Origin of the sequence: Hydrogenophaga sp., from assembly GCF_011390835.1 — a bacterium.
In the GTDB taxonomy this organism is placed as follows: domain Bacteria; phylum Pseudomonadota; class Gammaproteobacteria; order Burkholderiales; family Burkholderiaceae_C; genus Hydrogenophaga.
In genome coordinates this window covers 1-11,773 of record NZ_JAABRQ010000007.1, presented here as the reverse complement: position 1 = coordinate 11,773, position 11,773 = coordinate 1, and the positions used below count along the sequence as shown (strand labels likewise).

Annotated in this window: 13 protein-coding genes; 11 read left to right on the top strand and 2 right to left on the bottom strand. The window is 67.2% G+C overall.

Annotated elements, in window-relative coordinates:
* Position 1: 1 nt before the first annotated feature.
* Entirely contained in the window at positions 2–1,006 is a 1,005-nt protein-coding gene (locus GPT34_RS05940; protein WP_291010338.1) for a tRNA-dihydrouridine synthase, read from the bottom strand.
* 14 nt (positions 1,007–1,020) lie between these two features.
* Entirely contained in the window at positions 1,021–1,836 is an 816-nt protein-coding gene (locus GPT34_RS05935; RefSeq protein ID WP_291010337.1) for a mechanosensitive ion channel domain-containing protein, read from the bottom strand.
* A gap of 193 nt (positions 1,837–2,029) precedes the next feature.
* Here GPT34_RS05935 and GPT34_RS05930 point away from each other — a divergent pair, with 193 nt between their 5' ends.
* From GPT34_RS05930 to GPT34_RS05880, 11 genes are all read left to right on the top strand, one after another.
* Positions 2,030–2,512, top strand: a complete 483-nt coding sequence (locus GPT34_RS05930) for a FecR family protein (RefSeq protein WP_291010336.1) — start codon at positions 2,030–2,032, stop codon at positions 2,510–2,512.
* A gap of 50 nt (positions 2,513–2,562) precedes the next feature.
* Positions 2,563–3,165, top strand: a complete 603-nt coding sequence (locus GPT34_RS05925; protein ID WP_291010335.1) for an OmpA family protein — start codon at positions 2,563–2,565, stop codon at positions 3,163–3,165.
* 4 nt (positions 3,166–3,169) lie between these two features.
* Positions 3,170–3,661, top strand: a complete 492-nt coding sequence (locus tag GPT34_RS05920; protein WP_291010334.1) for a pyridoxamine 5'-phosphate oxidase family protein — start codon at positions 3,170–3,172, stop codon at positions 3,659–3,661.
* Positions 3,658–4,311: an RluA family pseudouridine synthase gene (locus GPT34_RS05915; RefSeq protein ID WP_291010333.1), complete on the top strand. Its 654-nt coding sequence runs from the start codon at positions 3,658–3,660 to the stop codon at positions 4,309–4,311. Before GPT34_RS05920 ends, GPT34_RS05915 begins: the two co-directional genes overlap by 4 nt.
* 15 nt (positions 4,312–4,326) lie before the next feature.
* A complete protein-coding gene (locus tag GPT34_RS05910; protein WP_291010332.1) occupies positions 4,327–5,106 on the top strand; it encodes an SDR family NAD(P)-dependent oxidoreductase in 780 nt (259 codons plus the stop codon).
* Positions 5,107–5,145: 39 nt separating this feature from the next.
* Positions 5,146–5,736 (top strand): histidine phosphatase family protein, encoded by a 591-nt coding sequence (locus GPT34_RS05905; RefSeq protein ID WP_291010331.1) that lies wholly within the window; start codon positions 5,146–5,148, stop codon positions 5,734–5,736.
* A gap of 129 nt (positions 5,737–5,865) precedes the next feature.
* The gene (bktB, locus tag GPT34_RS05900; RefSeq protein WP_291010330.1) at positions 5,866–7,050 is read left to right on the top strand and encodes a beta-ketothiolase BktB; all 1,185 of its coding nucleotides are present in this window, start codon (positions 5,866–5,868) and stop codon (positions 7,048–7,050) included.
* A 147-nt stretch (positions 7,051–7,197) separates the two neighbouring features.
* Positions 7,198–8,583, top strand: a complete 1,386-nt coding sequence (locus tag GPT34_RS05895) for an AAA family ATPase (protein WP_291010329.1) — start codon at positions 7,198–7,200, stop codon at positions 8,581–8,583.
* Entirely contained in the window at positions 8,568–10,046 is a 1,479-nt protein-coding gene (locus GPT34_RS05890; RefSeq protein ID WP_291010328.1) for a VWA domain-containing protein, read from the top strand. The genes GPT34_RS05895 and GPT34_RS05890 overlap by 16 nt, the downstream gene beginning before the upstream one ends.
* 153 nt (positions 10,047–10,199) lie before the next feature.
* Positions 10,200–10,490, top strand: a complete 291-nt coding sequence (locus GPT34_RS05885; RefSeq protein ID WP_291010327.1) for a YkvA family protein — start codon at positions 10,200–10,202, stop codon at positions 10,488–10,490.
* Positions 10,491–10,771: 281 nt separating this feature from the next.
* Positions 10,772–11,617: a DMT family transporter gene (locus tag GPT34_RS05880; protein ID WP_291010326.1), complete on the top strand. Its 846-nt coding sequence runs from the start codon at positions 10,772–10,774 to the stop codon at positions 11,615–11,617.
* Positions 11,618–11,773: the final 156 nt, after the last annotated feature.

The following is an 11,773-nucleotide window of genomic DNA, read 5'->3' as shown; positions in this document are numbered from 1 at the left end:
CTTAACACGCTGGCGCCATTTCCGCTGGCGGCGAGGCCACTGGCTCTGGTGTAAGGGGGCGGGACTGGGCTGTTCCGGTCTGCTGGCTTAGCCAGTCGTCGATGGCCTCGGGCTCGTGTAGCAAGCGCAAGGTGTCGAACGCCTGATCCGCCTCGGAATGGCGCCGACGCAAGGCAGAAAGCCATTGCTTGAGGCGACCGGCGCGATGCCGCCGCTCCACCCGGCGGCCCACCTGTTGCCAGAAATCGGCCAGCAGCGGAAGGATTTGTTGCCAGCTCACGGAGCCCTGGGCGCGGATGCTCAGCGCCAGGCCCGGGTCGGCCACCATGCCGCGGCCGATCATCAGGTCGTCGCAGCCGGTCACCTCGCGGCAGCGCTGCGCGTCGTCTGCGGTCCAAATCTCGCCGTTGGCGATCACGCGCAGGCTAGAAGGTAGGCAATCGCGCAGCTGCGCAATGCGCTCCCAGTAAGCCGGTGGGCGGTAGCCGTGGGCCTTGGTGCGCGCGTGGACCACCAGCTCGCTGGCACCGGCTTCGGCGATGGCCAGCGCATTGTCTTCGGCGCGCGCATCGTCGTTGAACCCCAGGCGCATCTTGGCCGAGACCGGTACTTGCGGTGGCACGGCGCGCCGCACCGCCGCCACGATGCGACCCACCAGCTCGGGTTCGTCCAGCAGCACTGCGCCGCCGCGGCTGTTGTTCACTGTCTTGGCGGGGCAACCAAAGTTGAGGTCGATGCCTGGTGGATTCAGCATCGCCAGGCGCGCGGCGTTGTCGGCCAGGCAGGCCGGGTCGGAGCCCAGCAGCTGTGGCCGCACCGGCACGCCGGCACGTGTGCACCCGCCGTTCAACAGCTCGGGCACCACGCGCACAAAGGCGCGCTCGGGTAACACGGTGTTGGTGACGCGGATGAACTCGCTCACACAGCGGTCGATGCCCCCGGTGCGGGTAAGTACGTCGCGCAGCGTGGCGTCGAGCAGGCCCTCCATGGGCGCGAGCAGCAGCATGGAAGGCAAGCGGATCAGCTGCTGACCGTGTGCAGGTGCACGTCGCGCTGGGGGAACGGAATCTCCAGGCCCACGGCGTCAAAACGCTTCTTCACCGATTCCTGCATGTCGAAGTACACGCCCCAGTAGTCGCTGGTGGCCGCCCAGGCGCGCACGGTGAGGTTGACCGAGTTGTCGGCCAGCTCGCTGACCACGACTAGCGGCGCGGGTTCGGGCAAAACACGCGAGTCGGCATGCAGGAGCTCTCGCAGCGTGGTCTTGGCCAGGTCGATGTCGCCGCCGTAGCTAATACCGAACACCATGTCCACACGCCGCGTGTCTTCAGCCGAAAAGTTGGTGATGTTGCCGTTGGCCACCGGCCCGTTGGGTACAAAAACCAGCTTGTTGTCGGGTGTGCGCAGCACCGTGTTGAGGATCTGGATCGAGACCACCGAACCGCTGATGCCCTGCATCTCCACAAAATCGCCCACCTTGTACGGCTTGAACAGGATGAGCAACACGCCGCCGGCAAAATTCGACAGGCTGCCCTGCAGCGCCAGGCCGATGGCCAGACCCGCCGCGCCCAGTACAGCGATGAACGAGGTGGTGGCCACGCCCAGCATGGTGGCCACACTGATCACCACCATCACCTTGAGACCCAGACCAATCAGGCTGCGCAAGAAGCTGCGCAGGGTGATTTCCACACCCAACTGCTCCATGCGGCTGTCCACCCGACGGGCGATCCAGCCGGCGAGCCAGAGGCCTATCAGCAGGGCCGCCAGCGCCAGCGCGATCTGTGCACCCAGGGAGATTGCGAGTTCGGTGAGGCGTTCGGTATTCAGTTCAGGCAAAACAGGATTTCCTCCAAGGCAAAAGAGCATGATAAGCCGGGGTCAACGGCGGCGGGCCAGACGGGCACCGCTCACTTTGGTTCAGATCCCGTCGCCAAGAGCGACTAAGGCCAGCTATCAAGGTTCCCCGCCACGGTTGCCCTGGTCCGTGCGGCTCCGGTACCATCGTTGTCCCTGGATCAAAGTTGCGCCCATGTTCAAGCCTGCCCGCCTGATGCCCCTGATGCTGTGCCTCGCCTTCGCGTCGTTGAGCGCACAAGCGCAGACGACACCCGCTGCGCCAGTGGCTGACGCTCCCCGCATCGGCACGTTCAAACAGGTCGAAGGCGAAACCTGGGTCGGCCCTGCCGGCGCGCGCCAGGCGGTGGCGCCCGGCGCCGGTGTGGGTGTGGCCCAGCGCGTGAGCACCGGCGCGACTGGCTCAGCTACGATCACGCTCAAGGATGGCACCGTGCTCACCATGGGTCCCAACACCACGATGGACCTGAGCAAGTTCCAGTTCGATGCCACAACCCAGGAGGGCAACTTCCTGCTGGACCTGCTGCAAGGCTCGGTGCGTGTCGTTACCGGCCTGCTGGCTCGCATCAACCCCGACCTGTTCAAGGTGCAGACCCCCACCTCGGTGGTCGGTGTGCGCGGTACCGACTTCATCGTCGAAACCCAGGCCGGGCGCTGACCTATCCCCTCCACCCTGGTGCCGGCGTTGCCCGTTGGCCAGCGAAGACCATGCGCCTCAACCGACCATCCTGCCTCGCGATCATCGCCGTGTCGATCGGCCTGCTGGCCGCCTGCGCTCCCGCCACCCGCGTCACCCTGCTACCTCAGGCCGGGGGCGCACCCAGCGCGGTGGCCGTGAGCACCGCCCAGGGCGAGCAGGTGCTCAACCAGCCCTATGCGGTGGCCGACGTGAACCGCCGCGGCGACATCAGCACCGACACCACCACAGCCGACCGCGTGCGCGAGGCCTATCCCCGGCTGGTAGCGCTGCAGCCCCAGCCGCCGGAGCGCTTCGTGCTGCAGTTCGAGCCGGGCACCTCACAGCTCACGGAACAATCGCAAGCGCAGCTGGCGCAGGTGATCACGCAAGCCCGCGCGCGCGCTGGCGGCGAGATCGTGATCACTGGTCACACCGACCGCCAGGGATCGGTCGAAGCCAACGACCAGCTGTCGCTGGAGCGGGCGCAGGCGATCCGCGCGCTACTCATCGAGCGCGGCTTCGACGCGGCGCTGATCGAAGCCGTGGGCCGCGGCGAGCGTGAGCCGGCGGTGCCCACCGACGACGAGGTGGTCGAGCCGCGCAACCGCCGCGCCGAGGTGGTCGTCCGCTGAGCGCATGAGCGAGCACAGCCTGACGCGGGCGCTGCGCGAACTGCTATCGCGCCGCCGCACCGCCGCCCTGGGTACGCTCGACCCCGACGGTGGGCCCTTTGTGTCCATGGTGCCCTTTGCCATCGACGCGCACGCCGGCAGCATCGTCATCCACATCAGCGCGCTGGCCGCGCACAGCCGCCACCTGCAATCTAGCCCGCGCGCCACACTGCTGGTGTGTGAGGCCGAGGTGGATGGCGAGCCGGTGCATGCGCTGGCGCGCGTGACGCTGTCGGTCGACGCAGCCTGGGCCGAACCCGGCAGCGACGACGCGCATCAGTGCCGCAGCGCCTACCTGGCACGGTTCCCGGAGGCCGAGCCGATGACAGCGCTGGGCGACTTCCGCTTTGTTCGCCTGCAGCCCAGCGGTGCCCGCCAGGTCGCCGGCTTTGGTGCAGCGCGCAGCCTGGACGCCGCCGAAGTGGCCCAGGCGCTGGGCGCGGGCGCTGCGCCTTGAGAGGCGACCTGAACCCGCTGTACGTCGACCCCAGGCTGCTGGTCTTCGACAAGCCCGCGGGTCTGCTCTGTGTGCCCGGTCGCGGGCCTGACAAGCAGGATTGCTTGAGCGCACGCGCCCAGGCGCGCTGGCCCGACGCCCTCGTCGTGCATCGTCTTGACATGGCCACCTCCGGCCTGGTGCTTATGGCGCGCGGCATTGAGGCCCAGCGCGCGCTGAACCTCGCGTTCGAGCAACGCCGGGTGCACAAGCGCTACACCGCCGTGGTCGCCGGTACGCTACACAACCCCGAGCCCGACAACGGCTGGAGCACCATCGATCTGCCGCTGCTGCTCGACTGGCAGAATCGCCCGCGCAGCATCGTGAGTTTGGACGCCGGCAAACCCAGCCTAACGCGCTGGCGCCTGGAGAATCCGCCAGGCCCCGATCTCGACGGCAACACGCGACTCGCGCTCGAACCCATCACAGGCCGGTCACACCAGCTGCGCGTGCACCTGCAAGCCATTGGCCACCCCATCGTGGGCGATCCGCTCTACGCAGCCGATCCACCCGATCCGTCGCAGCGACTGCTGCTGCACGCACAAGCCCTGAGCTGCCCTCACCCGCACAGCGGTGAAGTCATTCACTTTGTGGCAACCTGCCCTTTCTGACCTTTGGAGATCAATATGCGCATCACGCCCCAGCACCTCACCGTCCTCACCGGCGGCTCACGCGGCATGGGCCTGGCGATGGCGCAGCAGTTGCTGGCTCCCGACCGGGTGCTGCTGTGCATCTCGCGCCATGAAAGCGCCGCGCTCGCGCGCCAGGCCGAGGCCGCCGGCGCTACGCTGCTGCAATGGGCGCAGGATCTGAGCGACACCGTGGCCAGCCGAGAGCGTCTGCGAGACTGGCTGCACGGACTCGATCCGGAAAGCCTGCACAGCACCACCCTGATCAACAACGCGGGTGTGCTCGCCCCCATCGGCCCGCTCAACACCTGCCCGCCCGATCAACTATCCAACGCGCTGCGGGTCGGCCTGGAAGCGCCGATGCAACTGACCGCCGCGTTCCTCGGCGCCACCGGCGCCTGGGTCGATCTGGGCTGGCGCGGTTCACGCAAGGTGCTGAACATTTCGTCCGGCCTGGGGCGCCACGCCATGGCCTCACAAGGGCCGTATTGCGCTGCCAAGGCGGGCATGGACCACTTCACCCGCTGCAGCGCACTGGACGAAGCACAACGTCCGCACGGCGCGCTGCTGGTCTCGCTCGCGCCCGGAGTAATCGACACCGACATGCAGACCGAGCTGCGTGCGGGCGACCCAGCAGCGTTCCCCGACCGCGAACGCTTCGTGGAACTCCAGCGTCAGGGCCAGCTCACATCTCCCGATGCTGCTGCCCAGCGCGTGCTGGCCTGGCTGGAGCGTCCCGACTTCGGGCAGCAGCCCGTGGCTGACGTGCGCGACTGACCCCAGCAACCTGTCCATCCATCCCCGACCGGAGAACCCATGTCCCTGCTGCCCCGCCGCCGTTTCACTTCGTCGCTGTTGGGCCTCGCGCTGGGCGGGCCGCTGCTCGCTCGCGCCCAGAACAAGACCGAAGCCGCCGATTTCTGGACCCAACTGCGCCAGGGCGGCAACGTGCTGCTGATGCGCCACGCCCAGACCGAGTCCGGCATTGGTGATCCACCCAACTTCCGCATCGGCGATTGCAGCACCCAGCGCAACCTCAGCGAGGCCGGTCGTGAGCAGTCCAGGCGGGTGGCGGCGGCGTTCCAGCGTGAAAAGATCGCGCTGGACGAGGTGCGATCCAGCGCCTGGTGCCGCTGCGTGGACACCGCCGAGCTGGCGTTCGGCCGGCACACCGTGTGGTCGCCCATCAACTCGTTCTTTCAGCAAGGTGGCCGCGAGCGCCAGACGCAGGCGGTGCTGCAGGCGCTGCAGGATTTCAAGGCACCACGCAACCTGGTGCTGGTGACCCACCAGGTGAACATCAGCGCGCTGACCGGCAGCTTTGTGGCCATGGGCGAGATGCTGCTGACCCGACCCGGGCAGATGGCCGAAGGCCGGCTGCGCGTGCTGGCGCGGCAAAGCTTCTGAGCTCATCAGCAGGCGGTTGACGCCCGTCAAGCCTGGCGTAAGCGAGCCACGCTTACCATGGGCACTTGGCCTGCTGCATCGAACAGGGGTCAGTCGGATTCCCCACACACCACCTCCAGGAGACACCCCATGAGCAGAGAAGTCGTCGTCGTAGCCGCAGCCCGCACCGCCATTGGCACCTTTGGCGGCAGCCTCAAAGATTCACCGCCCACCGCCCTCGGCGCGCTCGTCGTCAAGGAAACACTGGCCCGCGCCGGCGTCGACGGCAAAGACGTGGGCCATGTGGTGTTCGGCCATGTGGTCAACACCGAACCGCGCGACATGTACCTCTCGCGCGTGGCCGCGATCGACGGCGGCTGTGCCGAGACCACCCCCGCCTACAACGTCAACCGCCTCTGCGGCTCGGGCCTGCAGGCCATCGTCAACGCCAGCCAGAGCATCTTGCTGGGTGACACCGACATCGCCATCGGCGGCGGCGCCGAGTGCATGAGCCGCGCGCCCTACGCCAGCCTGACCAATCGCTTTGGTGCCCGCATGGGTGATACCAAGATGATCGACATGATGGTCGGGGCGCTGCACGACCCCTTCCACAACATCCATATGGGCGTCACCGCCGAAAACGTGGCCGCGAAATACGGCATCACGCGCGAGATGCAGGACGCGCTGGCGGTCGAGAGCCACAACCGCGCCCAGCGCGCCACCGAGGAAGGCCGCTTCAAGGAACAGATCGTTCCGGTCATGCTCAAGAGCCGCAAGGGCGAAGTGTCCTGGGCCACCGACGAACATTTCCGCCCTGACTGCAAACCCGAAGACATGGCCAAGCTCAAGCCGGTGTTCGTGAAGGAAAACGGCACCGTGACGGCCGGCAACGCCTCGGGCATCAACGACGCGGCCGCGGCCGTGGTGCTGATGGACGCCTCAGTGGCCAAGGCGCGCGGTGCCAAGCCCATGGCGCGCCTGGTCGGCTACGCCCACACCGGGCTGGACCCGAAGATCATGGGCGTGGGCCCGATCTCGGCCACGCAGGCAGTGCTGAAGAAAACCGGCCTCACCGTCAAGGACCTCGACGTGATCGAGGCCAACGAAGCCTTTGCCGCACAAGCCTGCGCCGTGACCAAAGAGCTCGGTCTGGACCCGGCCAAGGTCAACCCCAACGGCTCGGGCATTTCGCTGGGCCACCCGATCGGCGCCACTGGCGCACTGATCACCGTCAAGGCCTTGTACGAGCTGCAGCGTGTGCAGGGCCGCTACGCGCTGGTGACCATGTGCATCGGCGGCGGCCAGGGCATTGCGGCAATCTTCGAGCGGGTTTAAACACCCGCCCCCCGCGCCGCTTCGCGTCACCCCCGGGAGGGGGGTGATGCGAGTGGCTCGGCAAAGCCGGTTCCACCGCATACTTGGGTTTGGACTCGCGCTCCGGAGACCAGTGCGCATTAAAGTAGTGGTACCTTGGATCACACGATGAGTGCAACTCCCTCCGGCTTGCCTTGGGCACCCGCCCTGGCTGTGCTCGAGCGTGGTCTGCTGCAACGCGACGAGGCCGCTCGCGTGTTGCTGCTGGCGGCCGTCGCTGGTGAGCACGTGCTCCTCCTCGGGCCACCCGGCACCGCCAAGAGCGAACTGGCGCGCCGCTTGCAGTGCCTGTTGCCCGGTGCCCGCTACTTCGAGCGCCTGCTGACCCGTTTCACCGTGCCCGAAGAGCTATTCGGTCCGCTCTCGCTGCGCGCGCTGGAAGAAGACCGCTACGAGCGTCTGACCGAGGGCTACCTGCCTGCCGCCGAGGTGGTGTTTCTCGACGAGGTGTTCAAGGCCAACTCGGCCATCCTCAACACCTTGCTCAGCCTGCTTCACGAGCGCCAGTTCGACAACGGCAGCCAGCGCCTCGCGGTACCGCTGCGCTGCCTGGTGGGCGCCAGCAACGAGCAGCCGCAAGACGACAGCCTGCTGGCCTTCTACGACCGCTTTCTGCTGCGCGTGCCGGTGTTGCCGGTGGACGACGCGCATTTCACCCAGCTGCTCACCGACCCGCCTGCTTCCTTGACCGAGGTTCCCCCGGCGGCGCAACTCGCGCCGCAGCAGTTGCAGGCCCTGCGAGAACAGGCACCCACAGTGGCGCTCGGTGAACCGGTGCTGGCCCATCTGCTGGCGGCGCGCAACCAAGCCAGCCAGTCCGAATACCCCGTGTCCGACCGGCGCTGGCGCCAGCTGGTGACGCTGCTGCAAGTGCAGGCCGCCAGCCAGCAAGCCAAGGTGGTTCAACCCTGGGACCTCTGGGTGCTGCCCTTTGTGTTGGCGTCGGGCCCGGTCGAGGTGCCTGCCTGGCGCGAATGGTTTCTGCACCGCGTGGCGCGCACCGAGCCCATGCCGCTGGATGGCCTGGAGCGCGCGGTTCAGGCCTTTGAACAGCAACTCGATATTGAGCGCCGCGCGCCCGCCGACGTGCAAGACGACAACGCGGGCAAGCTGGCCCTAGCGCGCGCTATCGTAGGCCCCGACGCCGCCCGCGACGACATGGTGCGCATCACCAGCGATCGCGCCCAGCACCACTTCAGCCGCATCCACATCGCCGCCCGCGTGGCGCAGTGCGACGCACTGCTGCTTCAGCTGCAGTCGCTGCGCGACGACACCGAAACCCTGGCCAGGCAGATCATCACCGAGGCGCGGGCATACGCCTGGCTACCGCCCTCTTGGCGCGACGCCATCTGCAACGAGCACACCGCGCGTTGCGACCGCTTGCACAATTGGTGTCAGCGCCTGCAGGCCGCGCGGGACGGCTTCGCCGAACTGCCGGTGTCGGCCGAGGCGCCGCCCACAGAGCCGGCGCCCGTGACATGGTCGGCGCACTAAGCGCCCTGGGCGCCCCCCGGGCAGACCAACCCTACCAGCACCTGGACGGACTGCCGCGCGAGCTCTGGCGCTGGGCGGTGGTGTGCAGCAGCGGCGTGGCCGCACGGCGGTTGCACGATCTGGTAGCCTGGCGCACCGCACTCATGGCCGGCCACCTGCCCGAGGCATCGCTGGACTTTGGCGACGCCGAGGCCACTCAGGCCCTGCGGCCGCTGCTGGCCGAGCTGTCCTTGCCCGCGCTCACGCAGGGCAGCGAGCCCTTGGCGCTCCAGGTGATGCAAAGCCTGCTGTGGCACCTGGATGGCCTGATCGACCGGGCCGACGGCGTCACCCGCGCCACCGCCATCGAGGACATGCGCGCCTCTTTTCTGGCCAGCTGGGACGTGCAGCGCCAGGGTTGGGATGAGGTGCTGGCGCTGCTGCAATCGCTGGGCGATCTGGCGCACCTGCGTTGGGACGATTTGCGCGGCCAGCTCAGTCGGCGCGAATGGCAGGAGGCGCAGCGCATCGGCGCGCTGCTGCAACGCCAGCCGGCGCTGGCCAGTTTCATCGACCAGGTGGGCCGACGCCAGGTGCACGCACACGCGCCCCCGGCCCAGCAAGCTCGCCCCGATTCGTACCCGGATATGTCGGTGGCCCAGCAGGCTACACATGACGACACGCGGCGGCCCGAGCCCACTGCGGTGGACGGCGTGCGGCGCTCGCGCAACCTGGCGCGCATGACCGGGGGCGAGCTGCAGCACCTGGGCCACCCGGTGCTGCGCCGGCTGTGGCGCGCGCGCTTTGCCGAAGCCCAGCTGTTCACCTACGACGACCGCGCCCGCGTCCCTGCCGCGCGCCCCACCGCCACAGCGCAGCGCACGCCCTGGCGCCAGCGCCCGACCACGCTGGGCCGAGGTCCGCTCATGGTATGCCTCGACACCTCGGGCTCGATGCAGGGCGCACCCGAGCAGGTGGCCAAGGCCTGCGTGTTGCAAGCCGTGCGCAGCGCCCACGCTGGGCGACGCGCCTGCCGCCTCATGGCCTTTGGCGGCCCTGATGAACTGCTGGAGCAAGACCTCACGCTCGACGCCACCGGCCTGAATGCCCTGCTCGACTTGATGGGGCAGAGCTTTGACGGTGGTACCGACGTGCAGACACCGATGGAGCGCGCCATCGCCACGGTGCAAAGCCAGGGCTGGGCCGAGGCTGACCTGCTGATCGTGAGCGACGGCGAATTCGGCGTCACCCACGCCACGCTGGTCGCTCTGCGCGACGCCAAGCAGCGCCTGGGCTTGCGCGTGCACGGCGTGTTGATCGGTGACCGCGAGACCGTGGGCCTGACTGAAGTCTGCGACCGCCTGCACTGGGTGCGAGACTGGCGGCGATACGGCCAGGCCAGCACCCACCTCGCCGACAATTTTTCGCCGGTGCACAGCCGCAGCCTCACAGCGATGTACTTTCCGAACGCAATCCGGCGCTAGGTAGGTTTCTTGCACCCTCGTCTGAGGACAGTGGGCTAGGTGCTGGCGGTTTTGGTCCATGTGGAGCGGGCGTGAACTGAGCGGCTGATCGCTTGTCAAACGGCTTGAAACCCCCATGTACCTAGATCTGTCTCAAACCCAAGGAGTGCTGCCATGTTGAAACGCCTGTCCGTCTTGTGGGTGGCTGTGCGCGGAGACGCGCGCCGCTTGTGGCTTGCCCTGCGCCACCCCGAGGCACCCCTGTGGCTGAAGCTGGGCAGCGCCGGACTGGTGCTCTACCTCATCTCCCCGGTGGACCTGCTGCCAGACGTCATCCCCGTGCTCGGCCTGGTGGACGACCTGGTGCTGATCCCGCTGGCCATGCGCTGGATGCTCAACCGCTTGCCTGCGCACCTGAGCGGGCAAGCGGCCAAGGACGCAGGGGACGTGGTCGGCGAGACCTGAGGGAGGGCCTGGTAGGACATTGGTCAGGGCGTCAGTGAAGGGTATCGATCACGATCGACGGCTTGCAGCCTTGAAGAGACCTTCAGTTTTTCAACTTCGGGTTTGCAGCGATTGCCTTTGTTCATCGCAGACTTCCGAAAGACCTCTTTGGCTTCTCAGCGTCCGGCAGAACTCCAACACTTTTACCGCCCACCTGCCTGAAATCAAGGGGCAGCCGCTCAGCTATGCTTCCGGCGATGCAGCCCCGCTCCGATACCCAACTCGCTCGTGCTGCAGGCTGGATGGCCGGCTGGCTGACGCTGATGGTGGTGATAGCGGTTGCTGGGCGCGAGGCCGCGCGCGAACTGTCGGTCTTCCAGATCATGCTGCTGCGCTCAACTCTGGGTATGGCAATGCTCTGGCCGCTGGTACGTGCAGCGGGAGGTCTTAGCGCGGTCCGGACCGAACGGCTGCCCCAACACGCGCTGCGCAATACCATTCACTATGCCGCGCAGTACGGGTGGTTTGTGGCCCTGACACTGATCCCGCTCGCACAGGTGGTTTCCATTGAATTCACCATGCCGATATGGTCGGCGGCCCTGGCAGTGGTCTTTCTCGGCGAGCGGATGAGCGGCCGGAAGTGGCTCGCGGTGCTACTGGGGCTGGTGGGCGTGGCAGTGATCGTGCGCCCAGGCGCGGGCGAGATCGACATCGGGCAGCTGATTGCGCTTGTCTCGGCCGTCGGGTTCGCAATCTCCGTCGTCCTGGTGAAGTCCCTGACCCGCACGGACGCAGCAGTCGCGATCAGCTTCTGGATGCTGGTGGTGCAAAGCGCGATCGGGCTGGTACCGGCGCTCATAGTCTGGCAATGGCCTTCTGGCCAGGGCTGGGGCTGGGTGGTGGTGGTGGCGTTCTGCGGAACCTACTCTCACTACTGCTTCGCTAGGGCGATGCAGCATGCAGATGCCACCGTTGTCGTACCGATGGACTTCCTGCGCGTGCCGTTGACCGCGCTCGTTGGCTGGCTGGCGTACTCGGAAGGGTTGGATCTATTCACGTTATTGGGCATTGGCCTGATCCTGGCCGGGAACGCGCTGAACTTGGCTCGCTTGCCAACTGGCGGTTGGCGGGTCCGGCACAAGGCTTGAGTGCGGCCCATGCACGAGCGAAGCTGTGTGCGCCAGTTCGACATCCGTTTTCTAATCTCAACGGCCACAATCAGCCTGCGGACTAAACCGCTCGCGCGGTAGACGCTCCGGCTACGTTGTTGGCGTTTCGTTGCGCCCGTGATTCTGCGATGTTGG

Bases quoted from the DNA above. Each gene is read 5' to 3' on its own strand.
- GPT34_RS05910 (WP_291010332.1), top strand. From the start codon at position 4,327: ATGCGCATCACGCCCCAGCACCTCACCGTCCTCACCGGCGGCTCACGC.
- GPT34_RS05940 (WP_291010338.1), bottom strand. From the start codon at position 1,006: ATGCTGCTGCTCGCGCCCATGGAGGGCCTGCTCGACGCCACGCTGCGC.
- GPT34_RS05890 (WP_291010328.1), top strand. From the start codon at position 8,568: ATGGTCGGCGCACTAAGCGCCCTGGGCGCCCCCCGGGCAGACCAACCC.
- GPT34_RS05885 (WP_291010327.1), top strand. From the start codon at position 10,200: ATGTTGAAACGCCTGTCCGTCTTGTGGGTGGCTGTGCGCGGAGACGCG.
- GPT34_RS05930 (WP_291010336.1), top strand. From the start codon at position 2,030: ATGTTCAAGCCTGCCCGCCTGATGCCCCTGATGCTGTGCCTCGCCTTC.
- GPT34_RS05895 (WP_291010329.1), top strand. From the start codon at position 7,198: ATGAGTGCAACTCCCTCCGGCTTGCCTTGGGCACCCGCCCTGGCTGTG.
- GPT34_RS05880 (WP_291010326.1), top strand. From the start codon at position 10,772: ATGGCCGGCTGGCTGACGCTGATGGTGGTGATAGCGGTTGCTGGGCGC.
- bktB (WP_291010330.1), top strand. From the start codon at position 5,866: ATGAGCAGAGAAGTCGTCGTCGTAGCCGCAGCCCGCACCGCCATTGGC.
- GPT34_RS05925 (WP_291010335.1), top strand. From the start codon at position 2,563: ATGCGCCTCAACCGACCATCCTGCCTCGCGATCATCGCCGTGTCGATC.
- GPT34_RS05905 (WP_291010331.1), top strand. From the start codon at position 5,146: ATGTCCCTGCTGCCCCGCCGCCGTTTCACTTCGTCGCTGTTGGGCCTC.
- GPT34_RS05920 (WP_291010334.1), top strand. From the start codon at position 3,170: ATGAGCGAGCACAGCCTGACGCGGGCGCTGCGCGAACTGCTATCGCGC.